Below are 24,911 nucleotides of genomic sequence, written 5' to 3' on the forward strand. Positions count from 1 at the left end.
CAATGTATAACCGCAATTACGGCGGATTCGACTACGTCCGAATCCACTCGGAATTGCTAAAGTCTGTGCAAAACCGAAAATTAACGCATATTAACCCGTAACTGACGGTTATACGAGACCGTTAGCATACATTTTGAGAAAATCGTGAATAAGAAAAAACAAACACCTTTAGTAGTATTAAAAGCATTAGAGCCTTTTATTGACAAAATCGGAGAGAATTTCATAAACGTAGAATCTGAAAATAATCTGATTAGGTTCACAGATGTTGACCCAGATTCTGAATTTTATTTCAATATAGAAAACTATGACATAAAAAACGGTTTCAAAGTTTTAGTGGAATATCGACCGCATACTGAACAGAATGTGGAAAAACATAGAACTTGGATTAAAGGCTCTGAAATAAACACTTATTTTACTAAATGGGTAACTCTTTTAAAATCTTACGACAAGATCAGGTCACCATTTGATGACCCAATAATTGAATCTTTTAGAGATGATTATTATACCGAATTTGGAATAGTTGACGAGGAAAAAGACAAACCTCTAAAACCAAAACAGATTTTATTATTAGATGCATATTTCGAGAAAATTGAAAATAAAATTGAAGAGCATATAACCGAATCGAATGCGGAACAAATAAAGGAAATCAAAAATGATATCTCTGAATTAAGAGAAAATCTATCAAGTAAAACTAAAGTTTGGATTGCAAATAAAGTCAGTTGGATTTGGGCGAAAATGACAAAACTCGGACCGAAATTAATGAAAGACTTTGTTAACGAAGGAAATAAACAAATTGTAAAAGAGAGTGTTGCTCAAATAGTAGAATTTGGAAAAAATCTAATGTCATAAAAACGTGTTGTAACAACATATATAGCTCATAGCTAGTCAGTTGCTTAAACGAAGTTAAGGCATATTTTGAAAGTCGTCAAATTTTTAAATTTGACGATTTCCAATAAAAAAGATAAATAGTAAAATTTAAAAATCTGGCTTGTGCTCAATCCGAAAATATTTTTATAATTTGTACATTACGAGCCCTATACAAGACCGTTAGCACCAAACAATATACGAATGAACAAAATCATAGTTTTTTTTATACTTTTTAGCAATCGGATTGATTTCTTGTAAAAACTCTGAAAAGACAATTGATAAGATTGAAATTGCTAAAAAATTTTTCGTGGCACTTGACGAATCTAATAGTTCTAAAATGAAAAATTTGTTAAATGACAGTCTGATAACTACGATACCGAAATATAAATATGAAGTAAGATATTCTAAAAATGATTATGTGGAAAATTGGTTAAAATGGGATGCCGTTTTTAAACCAAATTATAAAGTTCTTGAAATGAATTTGGAAAACGGAATTGTCAAAGCAAAGGTTTCAAAAGTTGATAATAGAATTCTTTTCTTTATGCAAAAGCCTTTTTTGACCAATGAGGTTCTAAAGTTTGAAAATGACAAAATTATCGCAATAGAAACGGAGTACCTGAATTTTGACGAAAATACTTGGGAAAAAAACAGAAGTGAACTTTTGAACTGGATTTTGAAAAATCACCCTGAAATGAACGGTTTTATCCATGACCAAACTGAGGCTGGCGGGAAGAGATTTTTAAAAGCACTTGAACTATATAAAAACAAAAAATAACGTGCTTTAACATTATATAAAAATAATACTTAAACAAAGGTTAGTGCGTATTTGGTCACTCCGATTTTCCTTCGGAAAATCCTCGTAAAAAACAACCGACATTTCATAAATGTAACCATTAAAATCCATTTAATAAAAACTAGTTTATTCCGTAAACCAACTCGCATATTTAATATAAGCATCAGAAATACGGTTAATTTCACCTGAAATCAACGCTTTACTGATGTCTTTTACTTTTTTAGCAGGTACACCAGCATAAATACTCCCCGACTCTATAATAGTGTTTTGTGTAACAACCGCTCCAGCAGCTACAATACTGTTACTATGCACTACACAACCATCCATAATGATACTACCCATACCTACTAAAACATTATCATGAATGGTGCATCCATGAACCAAAGCATTATGACCCACCGATACGTTATTCCCTATGGTAGTGCCTGCCTTTTCGAAAGTACCATGAATGACCGCACCATCTTGTATATTCACCTTATTCCCTATTTTGATAAAGTTTACATCGCCACGCACTACAGCACTAAACCAAACACTGCATTGGTTTCCCATAGTAACCTCGCCAACTATAGTTGCGTTTTCCGCTATAAAACAATCTTTGGGTATAATGGGTGTTTTTCCTCTTACGGTTTGTATTATTGGCATAATTAATTCATTTAAAAAAAGAAACATCATTTCATATTCATAGAAATTCCTTTGGGTTAGTACTTCTTGTGTTGCTTGAAATAGTTTAATTTATAAATACATGACTATTTATCGTTTACATTAGTTAAGATTACTGACGTCTCAAACATTTATTTAAAATAAGATAATAATCCTGCTTTTTTAGATGCTGAAACCATGATTTCTTTACCATTACTTAACACCACACTTCCACCCTTGCCTTTTTGATATTTAACCACCTCGTTTACATTTACTAAGTATGATTTATGAACGCGAGCAAAACTAGAGTTGCTTAATGCTTCTTCAAAATACTTTAAGGTTTTGCTAACTATTTTTCTTTTATTAGTGCTAAGATAAATTTCGGTATAATTATCATCTGCCTTACAGTACATAATTTCAGATGTGTTTAATACTTCAAATCCGCTTTGTTGTGGAATGGTAATTTTACCGCTTATAAAAGATGTTTTTGGCACTAATACTTCATCTTGAAGCGCATTTTCCTTTGTTTTTATATCGGTTACATAATCTACCGCTTTTATCAATTCGTCTATAGAAATGGGTTTCATTAAATAATATGAGGCATGTGCATTTAAGGCATCTATGGCATAATGATTATAGGCGGTAACAAAAATAGTTTCAAAATTAATATCGCCTATTTTTTCTAGCAAATCAAAAGCATTACCATAAGGCATTTCTACATCAAGAAACACCACATCTAAATCGTTATTTCTAATAAGTACTAAAGCGTCGTCAATATTTGCTGCTTCTCCAACAATAGTAATATTGGGGCAATATTTTTGCAGGTAATTTTTTAGTATTTGCCTGCTAGTTTCTTCGTCTTCTACTATGATTGATGTTAACTTCATTTAATCCTTTTTTAAGGTGACTACCACTTTTGTTCCTGCATCTTCTTTTTCTTGAAAATCATCTACAAAAACATCTACTTTATCTTTATACATATCATTTAAAATTGCCACACGTTTTTTGATATTTCCCATACCTTTTGAGTTTTGTTTCTTTTGATTTTTGGTTTTTAGCGCTTTAGATTTTTTACGGCCAATACCATCATCTGTTATAGTGATTTTAATACTATCTTTTAACTCTTGAGAAATAGTAATGTTAAGATGCCCTTTTTCTTTTTTGTAACGTAACCCGTGCCACACTGCATTTTCAATATAAGGTTGTAATAGCATTGGAGGAATTACAAAATCTTCTACATGTATGGTTTCATCTACATGAATTGTATAATCAAACTTATCTTGAAATCTAAAATGCTCTAATTGCGTGTACAACTGCAGTAATTCTATTTCTTTTTCTAACGGAATAAAATCTTCCTCACTGTTTTCTAAAACGGCACGCATTAATTTTGAAAAATCTGTTAAATATTTATTTGCAGTACGCTCGTCATTTGATGCTATAAAGCTGTTTACTGAATTTAAAGCGTTAAATATAAAATGAGGATTCATTTGACTGCGTAACGATTTTAAAGCCAGTAGATTATTAGCTAAACGTTGTTGGCGAATGTATTTATACATTAAAAAAGCTACGAGCAATAATAAAAATACACCACCTACTAATGAATAAATAATTACGGTTTGCCGTTTAGATTGCTCTACAGTGAGTTGGTACTGACTTTTAGATAGTTCTCTATCGCTTTCTAAACTTGTTATTCTGTTTTGTTTTGTACTTATATCTTTTCTAAAACGAGTTATTTGTGATATCTCTTGTTCCTTTTTAATATATAATTTATCTACTACATCAACATATTCTTGATACGCTGCGAGTGCTTTGGTATAATCGCCTGTTGTTCTGTAAACTTCAGATAATTTTCTAGTGGCATCTTTTTGAACTACTAAATCTTCTTTAGATTCTGCCTCTACGATGCTTTCTTCTAAAAAACCAATAGCATTATCAAAATCATTTTGTTGTGCATAGGCTCTACCTATTCTGTATTTTTGCTTTTGTGATGTTAGGGTACTTTCGTTATCTATTATAGTATCTGTTTCAGCCTCAATAGCACTTATATCGTTTAACGCTTGTTTTCTTAATTCAATTTCACCAGAAAAGTTTTTTACAGTATTTTGAAAATCGGCTACCTTTACTTTCTCCTCTACAGCTCTCTTTTTGTCTTGCGTGTTTGCGAGGTTTAAAGATTTATCAAAGTATACTTCGGCTTCAATAACTTCGCCTTTATTACTATAAGCTTCGGCAATTTTAGAGTTTAAGTCTGTAACTTTTGGTGCTATTAAATGTTTTTTAGCAATTTTTAAGCCTTCGTTATAAGCATTTATAGATGCATCAAATTTATTACTGCTGTTATAAGCATCACCTAAGCCTTCGTAAAGCGACACTAAATGATAGTTTGAAACTGTTTTTTTTTGTATACTATTATACTCTTGTATACTTTCATCGTAATTTTCGTTTAAATAGAACGCTTTAGCTAGTTTTAACCGAGTTAAGTTACTAGATTTACTTTGAAGACTTATCTTATAATTAGAAACTGCTAAATCAAACTGTTTCCAATACATATAAATATCTCCTAAAACCTCATAGGCATCGCCATTTTCTTTTGCAGAATTACTTACCTCTAAAGCATCACCTACAAATTGAATACTTTTTTGGGCATCTTTTTTTAGATAGGTTTCGGCAGAATCTATAAACCAATTAAATTGCGGTAATTTACTTCTTTTAGAAAACTTACTTGTAAACCCTTCTTTAGCGTTTGGTGCTACTTCAACAATAATACGTTCGTTGTTTAGTATTGTGTAGTATATAGTTTTAAAATCTTGATGGCTAATAGTAAGCTCATCACCTTTTTTAACTTCAATTCTAAAATCTCCAAATACATCAGTACTACTCTTATAAACGCCATTTACTTGAATTTTTACATCTGGAATACCATCTCTAGTATTTTGCTCTACTACAGAGCCACGTACGGTAAATCTTGGCGAATTATTTAAAAGATTTGTTTGCGCCATGGTGTTACACCCAATGCACAAAACGCTTATAAATAATATGTATTTAAAATGAAGTCGCATAATATATATTACAGTAGCTAAACTTACGCACTTTCTCTGGTATAATAAAATGCCTAAACTCTAAAAATCATCATTTTTTCACTTAAAAATACGGCTTTACATATTTAAATAAATGCTTTACGCATTGAAGGGTTGCATACACTCATTATAAGTTTTTTAAAATATACTTTAGAAATAGTTTTACTGAATAATTTAGAAATACACAAAACCTAGTATGTATTGATACAATTATCCTTAAAGAATCCATTACAGCAAAATTCATCTTAAATTAAAAAACATAATATCATGAAAACAGTATTAAAAACATTAGTATTAAGTATTGCAATTTTAAGTTTTACAGCTTGCAACGCCAATAATAAAAAACAAAACTTAGTGCTAAACACCACTAAAGTTGAACAACCAAAAGCTAACAAACAATTTATAAAAGTTGCGTTATTACTAGACACTAGCAACAGTATGGATGGTTTGATAGACCAAGCCAAAGCACAACTTTGGGAAATTGTTAATGAATTATCGTATGCTAAATGCGGTAATGCTTCACCTAATTTACAAATAGCACTTTATGAATATGGTAACGACAATTTAAATGGTGAAGAAGGTTTTATTAGACAAGTTTTAGCCTTTAGCAATGATTTGGACGATATATCTAAGGCTTTATTTTCTTTAACTACTAATGGCGGAAATGAGTATTGCGGACAAGTTATTCAAACCTCATTGCAGCAATTAAATTGGGGTAAAAACCCAGATGATTTAAAACTAATTTTTATTGCGGGAAACGAACCTTTCTCTCAAGGAAACGTAAGTTATAAAGATGCATCAACAAACGCCAAAGAAAAAGATATAACTGTTAATACTATTTTTTGTGGCGATTATAATCAAGGTATTTCTACCTATTGGAAAGATGGCGCAGCTTTAACACATGGCGATTACATGGCTATAAATCATAACAAAGCTACTGTTCATGTAGCATCACCTTATGACGATTTAATTCTTCAGCTAAATATAAAATTGAATAGCACCTATATTGCTTATGGAAAACATGGTACAAATAAAAGAGCAACCCAAGCCAAACAAGATACAAATGCAAGTGGTTACAGTAAAGCAAATGCTGTAAGCAGAACAGTTAGTAAAAGTTCTCACTTATACAAGAATGCTACTTGGGATTTAGTAGATGCCGTTGCAGAAGAAAAAGTGGTAGTAGATGATCTTGAAAATGAAGCTTTACCAGATGCTCTTAAAAATAAATCTAGTACAGAAATTAAAGCCTATGTTGCAGAAATGCAAAAAGAGCGTAATGATATACAACAAAAAATACAAGCATTGAATAAAAAACGTAAAGCTTATATTTTAGAACAGAAAAAAGACCAATCTAATGGTTTAGAAAATGCCATGACGAAAGCTATAAAAACTCAGGCTAAAAAGAAACAGTATAGTTGGTAAAAAATACAAGCCATTACGAAAGAAGTATGACTGAAGTAATCTTCTTATTAAAATTAATGAAATTGCCATGTCGTACTTCCTCGCAATGACACATCAATTATTTTTTTAATTTACAGCAGGACAGTTACAGCTATAACGCTCTCTTCTACAACTAAAATTATAACCTAAAGTAATTTGATGAAACCCACCGCTTGTAAAAACAACTGCATTTGTTTGATACGTGTATGTGTAAGCAAACATAAACTGATTATAATTTAAACCTAAAATAGGCGTGAATTGTTGTAACTTTTGGCTTCTCACGGTATTACCGTTACTTATAAACTCTGCTCCATCTAAACTTTGGCGGTAAGATAAACCACCCCAAAGCGATCCAAAATCCATTTGCTTGTAAGCTTTCGCATTAAAGTCTACCATAGACTCATCAGTACCATCTCTATATTGAAACATAACTGAAGGCTCAAAACTCCATTCACTTCCAAACTTACCAAAAACACCTCCAACAGATAGTAAATAACGTCTTAAATTACTTGTAATTAATACGTCATTATTAATACCTGCATTCTTTAGTACATTTTTTATTGTACCGTGCGCGTAAAAATCTAAATATTGGTATGAAAACCCAAAATCTATATTAAAATTTGTAGCACTTTGTACTACACCTTGCACTATTGGGTCTTGTCCATCAAAAGGAAACGTTGTTTCATCTAGTTGATATTGAATAAAGCCTGCACTTAACCCAAAGGATAGCATATTTAAATCTACCTCGCTTCTAGAAAATAGTAAATGATGTGCATACGTTAAATATGCACCATTTTGTGAATGAAATCCATTTTTATCAGTATATAAAATCCCTCCAATACCGGAGTTAGACTCGCCTATTCTGCCATTAATACTTAATGTTGTTAATCGTGGGGCATCATCATTACCAAACCATTGTTGTCTTCCTGTTAATCTTACCTTAGCACAATTAGCAGCTCCAGCCATTGAGGGATGAATTAGATAATAATTATCTGTTAAATAATCGGTATAAATGGGAAGACCTTCTTGAGCATTGATATTTGGAATGCATAACATTCCAACCAATAATAAAAATATATATTTTAATGTCATAGGTTATAGTATCAGAGTAAACTGGTATTTAGTAAACGCATCTTATTATAAAAAATTACTTAAAGAAAAACATTCAACTAGACTCAAATATATGGATAACTAGGTTTTCTTTTAGTATTTTTGCCATAAAAATAGGTAAAATGAAGACTTTCAAGGTTTCTGTGCAAGAAACAGCCAATAATTCCATAGTAAAATTCGAGCTCAATCAGTTTATTACTAAACACCAAAGTTTTGAGTTTAATAATATAGATGAAGCAAACTCATCGCCTTTAGCACAACAATTATTTTATTTACCGTTTGTAAAAAAGGTATACATCTCTGGAAATTTTGTAGCTGTTGAACGGTATGATATTGTAGCATGGAATGATGTACAAGATGAAGTAGCCCAACAAATTGAGGTATACTTAAACGATGGTGGCACTGTAATTTTGGATGATGCAACACCTAAAAAACAAACACCTGTAACAGTATATGCAGAAGCTACACCAAACCCAGCGGTTATGAAGTTTGTTGCTAATAAAAAAATAGTAACTGCTTTATTTGAATTTACATCTATAGATGATGCAAAACTATCGCCATTAGCTTCAGAATTATTTCATTTTCCGTTTGTAAAAAGTATATTTATTGAAGAAAACTATGTGTCAGTCACTAAATATGATATGGCAGAATGGCAAGATATCACTGTTGAACTTAGAGATTTTATTAGAACTTTTATAGCAGATGGTAAGGATATTGTACTGCCTGAAGCTGCTGAGAAATTAAAAGCCTCTACTCCTCAATTAGACAAAAAGTTTGAAGGGCTAGATGATATTTCTAAAGAAATTGTAAACATTTTAGAAGAGTATGTAAAACCAGCTGTAGCTAGTGATGGTGGAAATATTCAATTTATGGGATATAATCCTAACGAAAAAAGTGTAAGCGTAATGCTTCAAGGAGCTTGTAGTGGTTGTCCGTCGTCTACATTCACATTAAAAAATGGGATTGAAAACATGCTAAAACAGATGCTTCCTGGTAAAGTTGAAGTTGTTGAAGCAATTAACGGGTAACATGTTTTAAAATTCTGCACCATAATTAGTATATTAGACAAAATTTAATCATAAATACATATAAAATTATGGCAATATTAAAAGTTATTGAAGTTTTAGCTAATTCAGAAAAAAGTTGGGAAGACGCCACTAAAAAAGCAGTAGCACAAGCATCTAAAAGTGTTAAAAATATACGCTCTGTTTATGTTCAAGAACAAAGCGCTAGTGTTAATGATGGTGAAATTTCAGATTTTAGAGTAAATGTAAAAATTACTTTTGAAGTAAAATAAACTCTTAAAGCCAATTAAATTAAAGCGTTCTAACTTTTTTGAACGCTTTTTTTGAATAAAATATTAATTTCTGTATTTTGATTACGACTACTATTCTTCCTGAATAATCATTATATAATCAGTTATAGGTAAAATTATAGTATGCTTTATCCTAAGCTTATACTTATATTGTATTATTTGAGTTTTTATGAAAATATATATTGTAAATAATTCAATCTAGAAACTTCTCGTATTATTTTGAAAATTTCAATAAAAGAATAAATATTTATTTCACTCACTTAGATTTATGAAAACTAATGCCATGAAAAGTTCATTAAAATCTGCAATTCTAATTTTATTAAGTTTTAGTTTATTTATAAAGGCGCAAAGTAAAAAACTTGATTTTGTTAACATTAAAAAAGGAGAATCAAATGTAGCTGTAACCACCATAATACAAGATAATTATGGATTTATATGGCTAGGAACTGCGGGTGTTGGTTTAAATCGTTTTGATGGAATTGATTATATTAACTACAAACATTCTTTAACCGATTCAACATCAATTAGCAGTAGTAATATTTATTGTTCCATAATTGATAACCAAAACAGATTATGGTTTGGAACAGAAGAAGGACTAAACCTATACAATAGAGACTTAGATCAATTTATTAGAGTTCCCATTTACGATTCAAAAACAAAGCAAGAACAAAAAGTATCAATAAGAAGCTTATGTCATGATGATAACGAAAGTATTTTTATAGGCACATTTGGATCAGGACTATTTAAATTAAACCTTAAAACTTTAGATACTGAAAAAGTAGAAGGAGACAACACGATTAATAGTTCCTTTTTTAATGTATTTGATATTAAGCGTAATGCTAAAGGTAAAATTTTTGCTGGCACAAATTTAGGCCTATTAGAATATAATTCTAATTCAAAAAAAATGGAGTTTACCAAGGTAAATCATAATATCCCTACAATTAAAAACACCATTTATTCTCTCTTGATAGATCATAATGACATTTGGATTGGGACGAAATCAAATGGCTTAATAAGTTTAAAAAGTATAGACAAAAAAGCTGCAGGATATAAAGTAAATATATCTAAAGTGACTGATAAAAGAGTTTTTGCAATCGTTAGGTTATCTAATGGAAGTATTTTGTGTGGTACCGAAAATGATGGACTAATACACGTAAGTGTAAATGGAAAAATAATTAACAAGTATTTATATAACAAAACGGACGAAAAAAGTTTATTATCAAATTCAATATGGTCTTTATTTAAGGACAAAGACAATAGAATATGGTTAGGATATTATAATAGTGGTGTTGGAATATACGATGAGTTATATGATAAGTTTAACCACATAAAAAGTTTAAGAAACAATAAAAACTCGCTCTCAAACCCTTCTGTAACTGGATTAGTAGAAGATGAAAAAGGAAAAATTTGGATATCTACTGATGGTGGTGGTATTAATTTATACAATCCGAAAAATCAAAAAATAACACATATAAATACCTCTGAAATAAGTGCTTATAAAGGTTTAACTAATGATTACTTAGAATGTGTGTTTACAGATAGTAAAAAGAACATTTGGTTTGGTAGCTGGAATGATGGATTGTTTTTATTACCCTACGGCTCTAAAAAATTTATTAATTTTAATACACAAAACACCAACGGTAATTTAGCATCAAACTCTATTTTAAGTATTGCCGAGGATGATGAAGGGACTATTTGGATTGGCACCTTTTTTAAAGGGCTTCATTCTTTTAACCCAAAAACCAAAACTATTAGGCGACATAATTCTAAACCATTTGAAGAAAACAACTTAACAGAAATTGACGTAAGGAAGGTTTTAGTTGATTATAGGCAAAATATATGGGTTGGTACTACACAAGGCCTATTTAAAGTTACAAAAGAATCAGACAGTTTATTTTATGTAACCTCTTATAAAGAAAAAATGTCTAAAGAGCTTAGTAATGAAATATCATCAAGTCATATATTAACACTTTATAAATCTTTAGACAAAACAACAATTTGGATAGGCACAAGAGGCGCTGGATTATGCAAACTAAATATCAAGGAAGAAACATTTACTTGGTATAACAAACAAAGTGATTTTTTAGGAGAAAATATAACCGGAATAATAGAAAGTAATTCTGGAGACCTATGGATTAGTAGTAATTCTGGTTTATACAACTATAATTTTCAAGACAATAGTTTTGTTAATTACACCTATAACGATGGCCTACTCTCTAATGATTTTAATATGAATTCGGCATTTAAAGATAACAATGGTAATTTGTATTTTGGCAACTATCAAGGTGTAGATTTTTTTAATCCAGACAACATTAGTAAAAACACCACACTACCTCTAGTTTATTTAACAGATTTTAAATTATTTAATAAAAAAGTTATACCTAGTAAAAAAAACAGCCCACTTGAAAAGGTGATTTCTGAGACCAAAGAAATTACATTGTCACACAAACAATCTGTTTTCACTATAGAATATACTGCAATAAATTATACCAGACCAGAAAAAACACAGTTTGCCTATTATCTTGAAGGATTAGAAGACTCATGGAATTTTGTTGGCAATACAAGAAACGCTACTTACACAAATTTAGATTATGGTACTTATACCTTTAAACTAAAAGCTGCAAATAATGATGGCGTTTGGAACGAAATTCCAAATAATTTAACTATTACAATATTACCACCCTGGTGGAAAACAAATTGGGCACTATTTGCCTACATCATTTTATTTCTATTAGCACTCTATTTTTTAAACAAAATAATACAAGAACGTATAAAAGAAAAACAGTTAATTAGTTATGAAAGAGAAACAAGAAAGCAAAAAGAAGACTTAAATGAAAAAAAGTTTCAATTCTTTACTAATATTTCACACGAATTTAGAACACCACTAACTTTAATAATAAACCCGCTAGAAGATATTTTAAGTAATAAAAGCTTAAACATACCAGAAATTGTAAAAACAAAATTAAATACAGTTCATAAAAACACAGATAGATTACATCGATTAATTACAGAGCTTTTAGACTTTAGAAAACTTGAGCTAAATAAAGTTAGGATAAAAGCAAACAAATTAAACTTGGTTGCCTTTATAAAAGATGTTGTATCTCATTTTAAAGAGGAAGCCTTATTTAAAAATATAGCGTTATCTGTTGATACAGAAAGTCTTGATATTCCTATTTGGGCAGACAAAAGTATGCTAGAAAAAATCGTATTTAATCTCCTTTCAAATGCTATTAAAATTACACCAAATGGAGGAGCTATACATGTGGTAGTAAACATTAAAGACAAAAAAACTATGATGCCCTTAGCTGATGAGTTTAATGCTATACGTGTTGCTGAAATTATTATTTCAGACTCTGGCCCTGGTATTGATGAAGAACAAGTAGATAAAATATTTGACAGATTTTATCAAGTAGGAAACCTAAATAACACCTACTACGGCGGTACTGGAATTGGTTTAGAAGTTGTTAAAAACTTTGTACAACTACATAAAGGAAATATTAAAGTAGAAAGCAAACTAGATGTAGGCACAAGCTTTAAAATTAATTTACCACTTGGTAAATCTCATTTTAATGAAGACGAACTTGTTAAAGAAATCCCGAACGCTCAAGAAAAAGAAGAGGTTTTTGTTAGAGAGCAACTCAACTTGAAACAAACAAATCAAAGTTCTATAACCACAGAGCTTAAAACAGAACCTAATACTTTACTAATAGTAGAAGATAATTTAGAGCTTCAAAACTATTTAAAAGAAGAACTAAAAAGCGACTATACAATTCATACAGCTATTAACGGTATTGAAGGACTAAAAATTGCAGAAAAAGTTTTGCCTGATGTAATTATAACTGATGTAATTATGCCAGAAATGGATGGATTTGAATTTTGTAAAAAGATAAAAAGCGATATTAAAACCAGTCATATCCCTTTGCTCATGCTAACCGCTAAAGCTAGAATTGATAACAGAATGGAAGGTATAGAACTCGGAGCTGACGCATACATGGTTAAACCGTTTAATTTAAGACTTTTACGTTTACGATTAGCCCAATTAATAACGAGTAGAAAATTAATATTTAATAAATATTTTAGTGTTATTAGTGAGCTTCCGGAAAACACTAACACAACCTCAATAGACAAAGAGTTTATTGAAAAAGTACTTAATTACATTAACGAAAATATTAGCGACCCAACATTAAATGTTGAAACTCTAGCCTCTAAACTAAATTTAAGTAAAAGTCAATTTTATAGAAAAATTAAAGCGTTAACAAATCAAACGGCTAACGAATTTTTAAGAAACATAAGACTTCAAAAAGCAAAACAAATACTTGAGCTTGGTAGTGCAACAGTGGGCGAGGTTTCTCATAAAGTTGGTTTTTCTTCGCATTCGTATTTTACAAAATGCTTTAAAAATTATTACGGTGTATTGCCTACAAGTATCGAGATAAATAATTAAGATTTCTAATATCGAAAAAACAATATAAGATAATACAATTTTAAGATAATACAATTTATAGTAGCAAAGTAAATCAAAGATATTGATGTGTTTTTTACAGTACCCATAATAATTGTGCCTATACACAACATTTTTCATTTGTTTTGCTTTAAATGTTCTAACAAATGCTTAACTATTAATAATTAGTAACAAGGCTCTTGTATAGCTTTGTTTCTATGGAGTTGAGGCCGTTAAAAAGAAAGTTTTTTATAGAAATTCTATTAATAATCGCTATTGTAGGTTTTTTATTATTCTTCCTTTTTCATATAATATAAACTTTAACCTTGACATCAATTTATAATTAAAAACTAAAAATGAATAAATTAAAAAATTGTAGACTTTTTGTGTATTTCTTATTTGCATCATTATTTATATACTCATGTAAAACTGAAGAAAAACACTATACATTTAAATTTCAAAATCCAGATTTAAGCGTTCAAGACAGAGTTACCAATTTAATTGGCGAGATGACGTTAAAAGAAAAGGTGTCTCAAATGCGTTATGATGCGCCTGCTGTAGAAAGACTTGGTATACCTGAGTATAACTGGTGGAATGAGTGTTTGCATGGTGTTGCAAGAGCTGGTGAAGCTACTGTATTCCCTCAAGGTATTGGGATGGGAGCAACTTGGGATACGTCATTAATTTTTAAAATGGGTACTGCAGTATCGGATGAAGCAAGAGCTAAACATCACAAAGCCATATCTGAAGGCAAAAGAGGCATTTATCAAGGCTTAACATTTTGGACTCCGAACATTAATATTTTCAGAGACCCACGTTGGGGAAGAGGTCAAGAAACATATGGAGAAGATCCTTACCTAACAAGTAGAATAGGTGTAAATTATATTAAAGGTTTACAAGGTGATGATGAGAAACACTTGAAAGTAGTTGCCACTGCAAAACATTTTGCTGTACATAGCGGTCCTGAAAAATCGAGACATGAGGACAACTACCAAACTTCTAATAGAGATTTATATGAAACTTATTTACCAGCTTTTGAAGCTGCTGTAAAAGAAGCAAAAGTACACTCTGTAATGTGTGCTTATAATAGATATAGAGACGAGGCATGTTGTGGTAGTAATCTGTTATTAAATAGAATTTTAAGAGACGATTGGGGCTTTGGAGGCTATGTAGTATCAGACTGTTGGGCAATCAACGATTTTTGGGAACCCAATAAACATAATTTAGTTGAAACACCTGAGGAAGCTGCAGCTTTAGCCGTAGATAGAGGTACAGATTTAAACTGTGGTAGTGTTTACGATCCAAATTTAACAGAAGCTGTTTTAAAAGAACTAATAGATGAAAGTAAGGTAGATTTAGCCTTATCTAGATTATTTATAGCACGCTTTAAATTAGGCATGTTTGATGATGATGAAAACGTAAAATGGTCTAAAATTCCATATGATGTTGTAACAAGTAAAGCACATTATGATTTATCTGAGAAGGTATCTAGAGAATCTATGGTGCTGCTAAAAAATGAAAACAACATATTACCACTAAACAAGAACATCAAATCTATAGCAGTAATTGGTCCAAATGCAGACTCTAAACAAGTATTATTAGGCAATTACCACGGCACACCTAAAAACCATTACACACCTCTACGTGCAATAAAAAACAAACTACCAAATGCTACAATAAATTATGCCTTGGGAAGTGATATTGCTGTAGGTTGGCCTACATTAAATCCTATTCCAGCCGATGTACTAAGTAATGGAGACCAACCTGGTTTAAAAGGAGAATACTACAATAATATAGATTGGAAAAACGAACCCATTTTTACAAGAACCGATAAAACAGTAGATTTTAATTGGGTATCAAACCTCCCTTTGGATAGTCTTAAAAAAGATGTGTTTTCTGTAAAATGGAGCGGAACATTAACACCAAAAAACACTGGGTCTTACCGTATAGGCTTAAGAGCTAGTAGTGGCGGTAAATTGTATTTTAATGATAAATTACAATTTGAGTTTAGTGATGATCATGAGCCAAAAACTAAATATTTTGACACTAAATTATCAAAAGGTAAATCGAATACTATTAAAATAGAATACTTTAACTACCATGCAGATCCGCAAGCACAACTAGTATGGGCCAAAACAGATCAAGATCTTATTACTCCAGCTTTAGAAGCTGCCAAAAAATCTGAAGTTGTTGTACTATGCTTAGGATTATCACCATCAATTGAAGGTGAAGAAATGCCGGTTTTATTGGATGGTTTTGACAAAGGAGATCGTTCTGAAATTACATTACCAAAAACTCAAATAGAACTGATGAAAAAAGTTCAAGCTTTAGGAAAGCCTACAGTTTTAGTACTAATGAACGGAAGTGCCTTAGCTGTTAATTGGGCTGCAGATAATGTACCTGCTATTTTAGAAGCTTGGTATCCTGGCGAATTTGGAGGAAAAGCTATAGCAGATGTACTTTTTGGCGATTATAATCCAGCTGGAAGACTTCCTGTTACATTCTACAAATCGGTGAAAGACTTACCCGATTTTAAAAACTACAATATGGAAAACAGAACCTATAAGTATTTTAAAGGTGAACCATTATTTCCTTTCGGACATGGCTTAAGTTATACTAACTTTGAATATTCAGATCTAGACAGTCAAAAAAGTATTGTAATTAACGAACCCATAAAATTAAGTGTTAAAGTATCTAATATAGGTAAAATGGCTGGTGATGAAGTTATACAATTATACCTAACACATAAAGGCGATACAGCTGGACCTACAAGATCTTTAGTTGGCTTTGAAAGAATTTACTTAGAAGTGAATGAAAGTAAAACAGTTAATTTTACAATTACACCAAAACAATATGCTATTATCGACCCTAATGGTAAACCATCAATGAAATTTGGCAAGCTAAACATTTCAATTGGAGGTAAACAACCAGGGTTTAGCGGTGTTGCAAATGCAAAAACCACAACTGTTTTAGAAAAAGAAATAACCTTGGAATAATTTAATCCTTAGGTTCACTTAAAACAAATATCACTTGGTAACACCATTAAAATGTGATGATTGCATTAAAAATACTAAACAATGCTCAAATTGTTCTAAATAGAACCTAGTATAAAAAATTAAATTTGTAATAGAATATACTTAACTTAACATAAACTTAATCTTTAAACTAAATTAAACTAAATATATGATGATGTATAAATCAAAAAAACTACTCTTTGTAGTTACTTTAATGTTTACAAACTTTCTAATTGCGCAAACAATTACTGGTGTTGTTACAGATGGTTCTGTCCCTTTACCAGGCGCTAGTGTAATAGAAAAAGGAACAACCAATGGAGCTACCACAGATTTTGATGGTAATTACTCACTAAAATTGTCATCTAGCGATGCAGTGATTTCAGTAGGATTCCTTGGTTATATTACCAAAGAAATTAATGTTAACGGTAAAACTGTTATAAACATCACTTTAGATGAAGATGTTCAATCTTTAGACGAAGTAGTTGTTATTGGTTATGGTTCTCAACAACGCTCAACATTAACCACTTCTATTTCCTCAGTACAATCAGAAGAATTAAGTGAAATTCCTGTTGCAGATATTTCGCAATCATTACAGGGTAGAGCAGCTGGTGTAAATATTTCTGCTGGTGGTGCTCCAGGTTCTAGAACTTTAGTTAGTATTAGAGGTCTTAATACTTTTGGCGATGGCGAGCCACTTTATGTAGTTGATGGTGTATTCACAAACAGTATTAACAATATAGATCCAGCCAGTATTGATAAAATAGATGTTTTAAAAGATGCTGCTGCAGCTGCTATATATGGTTCTAGAGGATCTAACGGTGTAATTATTGTAACAACAAAACAGGGTGTAGTAGGTAGAACTTCTTTTACCTTTAGCACCTATTCTGGATTTCAACAATCTAATCAGAGATACGATTTGTTAAATACAGAACAATACGTGCAATATATAAAAGAAATAAATGCACAAGATGAAGATGGTACCTTAGTAAGTGTAATAAATAATAATCCTGAATTTGATGGTAACGGTATTGAAACCGATTGGCAGGAAGCATTATTTAGAACTGCCTTATTAACAAACTATAACTTTGGAGCTAATGGTGGTACAGAAAATGCTAAATATAATTTCTCATTCTCAGCATTTGACCAAGATGGTATTTATATTGACACTAATTTTAAGCGTTACACATTTAATGCTAATAGTGAAGCTAAAATAAATGATAACTTCAAAATTGGAGAGACCTTTGCCTACGGATACACAGAAACTATAGCACCACAAACTAGTGGTGGTCGTGTACCGTTATACAATATCATTGCTGCAGCGCCATATATTCCTGTTAGAAATCCTGATGGTAGTTTTGCAGGGCCTAATGCAGGTGATGTGAATAACTCTAGAAACCAAGTAAGAGTTCAAGAAACAGAAGATAATTTAAATAGAGTAACTTCTTTAATTGGAAGTTTGTATGCCGAATTCAAATTAGCAGAAGGGTTAACATATAGATCTCAATTTGGATTGAATGCTCAATACAATTTTCAAGATAATATTTCTAGAGCCTTTACAACAACAGGACAATTTGGACAGCCAAATACCATTATCTCTAAAAGAAGAACAAATTCAATAACTACTATATTTACAAACACTTTAAACTATAGTAAATCATTTGGAGATCATAATATAGATGCTACTCTTGTAGCAGAACAACAAAAAGACAAAACTGAAGTTTTAGCTGGAGATTTATCAACAGATATTACTTCTTTAATACCAGAGGTACAGAATGGTATATCAAACAGTTTTACCATACCTGTTAATTTAGTATCTTATCTAGGGCGTTTTAGCTACAACTACCAAGGCAAATACTTGTTACAAGGTTCTATACGTAGAGATAAATCATCATTTTTCGCACCAGAAAATAGTGTCGGTTGGTTTCCAGGAGCATCGGTAGGCTGGATTGCTTCAAAAGAAAAATTTCTTGAAAATAGTATCATTAATAATTTAAAACTTAAAGCAAGTTATGGTGTTACTGGTAATAATAGGTTGCCTAATTCAGGTTCTAGAGTAAACCAATTTCAACCCTCTGTAGCTCCAGGTTTTAGTTTTCCTATAGATGGATCTAGAGAAAATGGCTTTACTGTAATTGGAGCAAACAATCGTGATTTAGTTTGGGAGCAAGGTATAAATCAAAATTATGGTTTTGAATTAGGCTTATGGAACAATAAAGTAACATTTGCTGCGGACTATTTTAAAAATAGAAGTGATGGTTTAATAGTTGGTGAAGCTCAAAGACCATCAGCTGGTATCCCAGGAGATTCGCAAACTGGTGTAGTTTTACCTAAAAATGTTGGTGATGTTGAGGTTGAAGGACTTGAACTTACTTTAGGATATAACGACTATGAAGGTGATTTTAAGTGGAGTTTTTGGGGAAATGTATCCAGATCTGAAAGTAATGTGATTTCTTTAGGATCTGTAACTAATCAACTAAGACAAGCAAACTTTAACCCACCGTTTTCAGAGCAATTAAGTAGATTAGCTCCTGGAGAGCCAATATTTCACTTTTTTGGTTTAGAGTTTGAAGGTGTGTATTCAGATGAGCAAGCTATTATAGATCACTTAGGTGCTGATAATTTAGATGCTACTTCTGGTCAAGTATTTTTACCAAGACCAGGAGACGTAAGATATAAAGATCAAAATGGTGATGGTGACATCGATGAGCAAGACAGATTAGTAATTGGTGATCCTAATCCAGATTTTACATTTGCTTCTAATATTAAAGCTAGCTATAAAGACTTTGATTTGAGTTTATTGATTACTGGAGTTTATGGTGTTGATGCTTTAAATGCTAATATCTGGTTCCTTCAGGGGCAAGAAAACGTAACAAACCATAGTGTAGATGTACTAAGACGCTGGCAAAACCCAGGAGATATTACTGATATACCTAGATTTAGATTTGAAGGTAATAACCCAAATAACTTTATATCTACACGCTATATACAGGATGCTTCTTATGCAAGATTAAGAAACGTAACACTTGGTTACACTTTACCAAAAGATTTATTAAATAATACATTTAAGGGGATATTAACAAAGGCTAGAGTTTATTTACAAGGACAAAATTTAGTAACTTTAACTCGATACGAAGGTTTAGATCCTGAAATAGCACCCTTTTATGGCGCTAATGGTCTTTTACAAGGAACAAGTATAGATCGTGGAGAAGCTCCAAGACCGCAAACTTTTATAGTAGGATTACAATTAGAATTTTAAAAAAAATAATATGAAAAAAACATTTAAATTTAAAGCTATTGTTTTGATGCTTACCTCCCTATTGGTAGTATCATGTAACGATGATGTTGAAGTAAAAAATACTAACGAACTTTCTTCTGATACTTTTTTTGAATCACTTGCACAAATTGAAGCATCTGCTAATGCAGCTTACGCTCAATTACAAAATGCAGGTTTATACCAAAGATATGGGTATATCTTACCAGACACATTCTCTGATGAGTCTCAATCAGGTGGAGATCCAAACTTTGTAACTTCGTTTAATTTCTCTTTAACGCCTTCTTTACTGCAAACAACTCAGTATTGGAATAACTGTTATAATGGTATAGGCGCATGTAATTTTGTACTTGAGGGAGAAGAAACAATGAGAGCTAGACAAGCAACTTCTAATTTTACGGAAGATGATATTGATGATGCTTTAGGACAAGCGCACTTTCTTAGAGGATTATATTATTATTTCTTAGTAAAACGATATGGAGGAGTACCATTGTTATTACAGTCTGAGGCTACTATTACACCTCAACCAAGAAGTACTGTTGATGAAGTTTATGAAGTAATAATTAATGAGTTTCAATTAGCTTCTGAACTTTTATACTCAAAAGGTGCAACCGAAAGAGGTAGAGCTACTAGTGGCGCTGCTTTAGGAATGTTAGGTAAAGTGTATTTACATAGAGAAATGTATAGAGAAGCTCAAACTACTTTTGCTCAAATTTCTGACTATTCTTTATTACCGTTAGATCAGTATACTGATAACTTTAATGATACAGGAGAATATAATGATGAATCTATGTTTGAAGTATCATTTAATGGAGACAATACAGAACAGGATTTATGGTCTCAAACGGGTATAGGTGTTTCTGAAGTTACGTTTCATGCACAAGAATATACAGGATGGGGTAACTTAAACCCATCTAATAAATTATTAGCTGAATATGAAGATGACGACCCAAGACTAAATTTACACATTCTTCAAAACGGAGTGCCTTATGGCCCTAATAATGAGTTAATTTGGAATGCTGGTAATATAAGATGGTTTAAATTTTCTCAACTATACGATAATGCTCAAGTAATACAAAACGGGGAAACTAACGCAAGAGTATTGCGTTATGCAGATGTTGTATTAATGCAAGCAGAAGTAGAACACAAGCTAAATAATGATCCGGGTGCAATAGATTTTTTAAATGAGATCCGTGCAAGGGTGGAAATGCCTCTTTATGGCACACCTGAAATGGACGCTGCTGGCTTTCCCGTAGATACGCCTTCTGGTGTTTTTAATGCTATAGTACATGAACGTATGATAGAATTATGTGGTGAACAAGTAAGATTTGATGATTTAGTCAGATGGAATCTTGATGCACAAGAAATTACAACTGATAATTCTGGTCAATCTAGAGGTTATAACCCTGACGTACATAGACTTATGCCGATACCACAGGTAGAAATTGATACAAACGATGGAATAGGTCCTGAAGACCAGAATCCAGGATACTAATCAAAACTTATAGTTAATTAGTTTTAGTAGTCAGTGAATTGGGAGTAAGGCTATAACTTTACTCTCTTTTCCTTTAAATGACTATTTTACTTAATCCGCGTAGTCATATTTATTGCTATGAAAAAAACATCATTTATTGCCTTTATCATCACTTTAGCAGGTTTTATTCAAGCCTGTAAAAAAGATGTGGCTAATAATGATGTATTAAAAAACAATGAAAATATAATTTTTAACAAACTGGATAAAGATTCTACAGGTATTTTGTTTTCAAACATACTAACAGAAAACGATACATTAAATTATTTTACATACCCATACTTGTATATGGGTGGAGGCATATCTGCTGGAGATATTAATAATGATGGACTTGTAGATTTATTTTTCTCTGGAAATATGGTTGAGAATAAGTTATACCTAAACCAAGGAAATTTAAAATTTAAAGATATAACTGATACTGCGGGGATAAAAGGGGATAATCGTTGGTATACTGGCACAACAATGGCCGATGTAAATAATGATGGTTTTTTAGACATTTACTGCTTAGTTGGTGGACAATCGACACCTAGAGAAAATCAATTATTTATTAATAATGGTGATAACACGTTTTCTGAATCCTCAAAAAAATACGGTCTTGATGATGTTGGAAACAGTGTAGATGCCTCTTTTTTTGATTATGATAATGACGGAGATCTTGATGTATTTGTAGCAAATTATCCAATTACACCATTTAATTACAATAGTTTTAACTATAAAATGCGAATGGATAGAGTTACCAATGAGGAAACTGATAATCTATATCGCAATGATGGTAACACATTTACTAAAGTAACTGCAATAGCAAATGTAAAAACTTACAGTTTGTCTTTAAGTGTAACTGTTTCAGATTTAAATCAAGATGGTTATAAAGACATATATATATCTAATGACTTTGGAAGTCCAGATTGTATGTATATCAACAATCAGGATGGTACGTTTTCTGATGAAATAAAGGAAACAACAAACCACACATCCTTTTACGGTATGGGTGTAGACATTGCAGACTTTAATAATGATGGCTTTTTAGATATTTTGCAAATGGATATGGATGCTGAATCTAACAGGCGTTCTAAAGCTAATATGGCTAGTATGAATCCGCAAATGTTTAAAAATATTGAAAAAGTTGGGTTTCAATATCAATACATGCAAAATACATTACAGCTTGGTTTGGGAAACAAAGGTGATGGTTTACCAAAATTTAGTGATGTTTCTAGATTAGCAGGATTATCGTCTACAGACTGGAGTTGGGCACCCTTATTTGTTGATTTAGATAATGATGGTTGGAAAGATATTTTTATATCTAATGGAACTCGTAGAGAAATTAACAATAAGGATTACTTTGCTGGTTTAAAAGGACAGAAAAAAAATAAGGATAGTTTATTATCAAAAAGTTTAAGAATTCCTTCTGAAAAAATTGATAATTACGTTTTTAAAAACAATAAAGACTTAACGTTTGAAAAGGCAAATACTACTTGGGGTATTGAATATAAAGGATTTTCTAATGGAGCAGTTTATGCCGATTTAGATAATGATGGTGATTTAGAAATCATCACTAATAACATTGATGATTATGCTACCATTTTCGAAAATAAAAGCTCAGAAACAAACAATTATATAGCTTTTAACTTCTCAGGTAAACCAAACAATACATTTGGGTTAGGCAGTCGCGTAGATTTAGATTTAGAAGATTATAATCAAACTCAAGAACTAACCTTAAGTAGAGGTTTTCAATCTTCAGTAGCTCCTAAATTGCATTTTGGTTTAGGTGATAAAACTACTATCAAACAAGCTAAAATAACATGGCCAGATGGTAAAACGCAGCTAATTAAAGACCTAGAAGTTAACCAACTTATTACAATAAATTATATAGACGCAAAAAAAGAAAAGTCAGTTTCAACTGATAGTGATTTAATCTTTAACAGTTTTACAGATACTTTAGCTATTTACAAACATAAAGAGAACATCTACGATGATTTTAAATATGAGCTTTTGTTACCTCATAAAACATCTCAATTTGGACCAGGTATTGCAGTAGGTGATTTAAATGGTGATGGTTTAGATGATTTTTATGTAGGAGCAGCATCAAAATATCCAGGAGGATTATTTTTTCAAAAAACAGATGGTAGCTTTTCACAACAAAAAGTTAAAATTCTTTTAGAAGATAGACATCATGAAGATATTGGTGCTTTAATTTTTGATGCAGATAGAGATGGAGATAACGATCTTTATATTGTTAGCGGTGGTAATGAATTTAAGCCAAATTCTAAAATGCTACAAGATCGTTTGTACATAAATAATGGCAAAGGAAACTTTGTTAAAAGTAAATTTGCTTTACCACTAATACCAACAAGTGGTAGTAGAGTTACAGCAGAAGATTTTGATAAAGATGGTGACTTAGATTTATTTGTTGGTGGTAGATTATTACCTGCTAATTATCCCTTCCCTGTTAATAGTTACCTATTAGAAAATATTAGTAAACCTGGAAGACCGCAATTTAAAATTAATGAGAAAAATGCTTCGAAATTCTCAAAATTAGGTTTAGTTACAACTTCGCTTTGGTTAGATTATGATAATGATGGTTGGAAAGATCTATTTGTGTCAGGAGAATGGATGCCAATAACCGTTTTTAAAAATGAAAATGGTAATTTAAAAGATGTAACTAACGCATTAGGTTTAAGTGATACTGTTGGTTGGTGGTTTAGTTTATCGTCTGGAGATTTTGATAAAGATGGAGATCCAGATATAATTTGTGGCAACCTTGGTTTAAATTACAAATACAAAGCCAACAAAGATGAAACTTTTGATATTTACTTAAATGATTTTGATGGTAATAATATTAACGATATTGTTTTAAGTTACTACAATGACGGTAAAAAATATCCTGTTAGAGGAAGACAATGCTCATCTGAACAAATGCCAAATATTAAAAAGAAATATGAAACGTATGATGAATATTCTACAGCAACATTAACAGATGTTTATGATAAAGATAAACTAGAAAAAGGTATACATTATCAAGTTAAATCCTTTTCTAGTATCTATTTAGAAAATACCAATGGTACTTTTAAACAACATATACTACCCAATGAAGCGCAAATAAGTCCTATAAATCAAATACTGGTAAAAGACTTTGATAAAGATGGAAACTTAGATGCTGTTACAGCAGGAAACTTATTTGCATCTGAGGTTGAAACACCAAGAGCAGATGCGGGATATGGTATGTTTTTAAAAGGAAATGGTAAAGGTGTTTTTAAACCTATAGCATCAAATATAAGTGGTTTATACACCAGTGGAGATGTTAAAGACATGTCACTTATTACTATAAAAAACAACACATATATTATCTCAGTAAAAAATAACGATTTTTTACAGTTTATAAAAACCAATAATTAATATAAAATTTAAACTAAACT

General features: G+C 31.2%; 14 protein-coding genes. 10 read left to right on the forward strand and 4 right to left on the reverse strand.

Translation table 11 applies throughout. The features are described 5' to 3' along the window. Positions 1–144 precede the first annotated feature (144 nt). Together ACKGJY_RS12820 and ACKGJY_RS12825 are read left to right on the forward strand one after the other, a co-directional pair. Positions 145–849 (forward strand): hypothetical protein, encoded by a 705-nt coding sequence (locus ACKGJY_RS12820; protein WP_413974298.1) that lies wholly within the window; start codon positions 145–147, stop codon positions 847–849. A 325-nt stretch (positions 850–1,174) separates the two neighbouring features. Then, on the forward strand, positions 1,175–1,642 hold the full coding sequence (locus ACKGJY_RS12825; RefSeq protein ID WP_413974299.1) for a hypothetical protein: 468 nt from the start codon (positions 1,175–1,177) through the stop codon (positions 1,640–1,642). Positions 1,643–1,786: 144 nt separating this feature from the next. Here ACKGJY_RS12825 and ACKGJY_RS12830 read toward each other — a convergent pair whose 3' ends face one another. The 3 genes from ACKGJY_RS12830 to ACKGJY_RS12840 all read right to left on the reverse strand — a co-directional run bounded on the left by ACKGJY_RS12830 (position 1,787) and on the right by ACKGJY_RS12840 (position 5,298). Continuing rightward, positions 1,787–2,302, reverse strand: coding sequence for a gamma carbonic anhydrase family protein (locus ACKGJY_RS12830; protein WP_413974300.1), 516 nt, complete (start codon positions 2,300–2,302; stop codon positions 1,787–1,789). Between the two features lie 149 nt (positions 2,303–2,451). After that, a complete protein-coding gene (locus ACKGJY_RS12835) occupies positions 2,452–3,186 on the reverse strand; it encodes a LytR/AlgR family response regulator transcription factor (RefSeq protein WP_413974301.1) in 735 nt (244 codons plus the stop codon). Next, complete coding sequence (locus tag ACKGJY_RS12840) at positions 3,187–5,298, reverse strand: histidine kinase (protein ID WP_413974302.1); 2,112 nt, start codon at positions 5,296–5,298, stop codon at positions 3,187–3,189. A gap of 345 nt (positions 5,299–5,643) precedes the next feature. On the opposite strand from ACKGJY_RS12840, the gene ACKGJY_RS12845 reads away from it, so the two are divergent. Next, a complete protein-coding gene (locus ACKGJY_RS12845) occupies positions 5,644–6,798 on the forward strand; it encodes a vWA domain-containing protein (RefSeq protein ID WP_413974303.1) in 1,155 nt (384 codons plus the stop codon). Positions 6,799–6,903: 105 nt separating this feature from the next. Here the strand turns inward: ACKGJY_RS12845 and ACKGJY_RS12850 are convergent, their stop codons facing one another. Next, positions 6,904–7,908 carry a type IX secretion system membrane protein PorP/SprF gene (locus ACKGJY_RS12850; RefSeq protein WP_413974304.1) on the reverse strand — a complete coding sequence of 335 codons (1,005 nt, stop codon included), beginning with the start codon at positions 7,906–7,908 and terminating at the stop codon, positions 6,904–6,906. Between the two features lie 140 nt (positions 7,909–8,048). Here ACKGJY_RS12850 and ACKGJY_RS12855 point away from each other — a divergent pair, with 140 nt between their 5' ends. From ACKGJY_RS12855 to ACKGJY_RS12885, 7 genes are all read left to right on the forward strand, one after another. Further along, complete coding sequence (locus ACKGJY_RS12855; RefSeq protein ID WP_413974305.1) at positions 8,049–8,954, forward strand: NifU family protein; 906 nt, start codon at positions 8,049–8,051, stop codon at positions 8,952–8,954. 68 nt (positions 8,955–9,022) lie between these two features. Further along, on the forward strand, positions 9,023–9,223 hold the full coding sequence (locus ACKGJY_RS12860) for a dodecin family protein (protein ID WP_413974306.1): 201 nt from the start codon (positions 9,023–9,025) through the stop codon (positions 9,221–9,223). A 301-nt stretch (positions 9,224–9,524) separates the two neighbouring features. After that, positions 9,525–13,685 carry a two-component regulator propeller domain-containing protein gene (locus tag ACKGJY_RS12865; protein ID WP_413974307.1) on the forward strand — a complete coding sequence of 1,387 codons (4,161 nt, stop codon included), beginning with the start codon at positions 9,525–9,527 and terminating at the stop codon, positions 13,683–13,685. Positions 13,686–14,038: 353 nt separating this feature from the next. Beyond that, positions 14,039–16,678, forward strand: coding sequence for a glycoside hydrolase family 3 C-terminal domain-containing protein (locus ACKGJY_RS12870; RefSeq protein WP_413974308.1), 2,640 nt, complete (start codon positions 14,039–14,041; stop codon positions 16,676–16,678). A gap of 187 nt (positions 16,679–16,865) precedes the next feature. Then, complete coding sequence (locus ACKGJY_RS12875) at positions 16,866–19,952, forward strand: SusC/RagA family TonB-linked outer membrane protein (protein WP_413974309.1); 3,087 nt, start codon at positions 16,866–16,868, stop codon at positions 19,950–19,952. 10 nt (positions 19,953–19,962) lie between these two features. Continuing rightward, complete coding sequence (locus ACKGJY_RS12880; RefSeq protein WP_413974310.1) at positions 19,963–21,462, forward strand: RagB/SusD family nutrient uptake outer membrane protein; 1,500 nt, start codon at positions 19,963–19,965, stop codon at positions 21,460–21,462. 117 nt (positions 21,463–21,579) lie between these two features. After that, the gene (locus ACKGJY_RS12885; protein ID WP_413974311.1) at positions 21,580–24,891 is read left to right on the forward strand and encodes an FG-GAP-like repeat-containing protein; all 3,312 of its coding nucleotides are present in this window, start codon (positions 21,580–21,582) and stop codon (positions 24,889–24,891) included. Positions 24,892–24,911 lie beyond the last annotated feature (20 nt).

The organism is Hyunsoonleella sp. 2307UL5-6, assembly GCF_047345485.1.
Taxonomy (GTDB): Bacteria; Bacteroidota; Bacteroidia; order Flavobacteriales; family Flavobacteriaceae; genus Jejuia.

What these genes read in the sequence shown, in the direction of transcription:
- ACKGJY_RS12885 (WP_413974311.1), top strand. Translation starts at nt 21,580, where the DNA reads ATGAAAAAAACATCATTTATTGCCTTTATCATCACTTTAGCAGGTTTT.
- ACKGJY_RS12840 (WP_413974302.1), bottom strand. Translation starts at nt 5,298, where the DNA reads ATGGCGCAAACAAATCTTTTAAATAATTCGCCAAGATTTACCGTACGT.
- ACKGJY_RS12860 (WP_413974306.1), top strand. Translation starts at nt 9,023, where the DNA reads ATGGCAATATTAAAAGTTATTGAAGTTTTAGCTAATTCAGAAAAAAGT.
- ACKGJY_RS12835 (WP_413974301.1), bottom strand. Translation starts at nt 3,186, where the DNA reads ATGAAGTTAACATCAATCATAGTAGAAGACGAAGAAACTAGCAGGCAA.
- ACKGJY_RS12870 (WP_413974308.1), top strand. Translation starts at nt 14,039, where the DNA reads ATGAATAAATTAAAAAATTGTAGACTTTTTGTGTATTTCTTATTTGCA.
- ACKGJY_RS12830 (WP_413974300.1), bottom strand. Translation starts at nt 2,302, where the DNA reads ATGCCAATAATACAAACCGTAAGAGGAAAAACACCCATTATACCCAAA.
- ACKGJY_RS12880 (WP_413974310.1), top strand. Translation starts at nt 19,963, where the DNA reads ATGAAAAAAACATTTAAATTTAAAGCTATTGTTTTGATGCTTACCTCC.
- ACKGJY_RS12865 (WP_413974307.1), top strand. Translation starts at nt 9,525, where the DNA reads ATGAAAAGTTCATTAAAATCTGCAATTCTAATTTTATTAAGTTTTAGT.
- ACKGJY_RS12850 (WP_413974304.1), bottom strand. Translation starts at nt 7,908, where the DNA reads ATGACATTAAAATATATATTTTTATTATTGGTTGGAATGTTATGCATT.
- ACKGJY_RS12875 (WP_413974309.1), top strand. Translation starts at nt 16,866, where the DNA reads ATGATGATGTATAAATCAAAAAAACTACTCTTTGTAGTTACTTTAATG.
- ACKGJY_RS12845 (WP_413974303.1), top strand. Translation starts at nt 5,644, where the DNA reads ATGAAAACAGTATTAAAAACATTAGTATTAAGTATTGCAATTTTAAGT.
- ACKGJY_RS12855 (WP_413974305.1), top strand. Translation starts at nt 8,049, where the DNA reads ATGAAGACTTTCAAGGTTTCTGTGCAAGAAACAGCCAATAATTCCATA.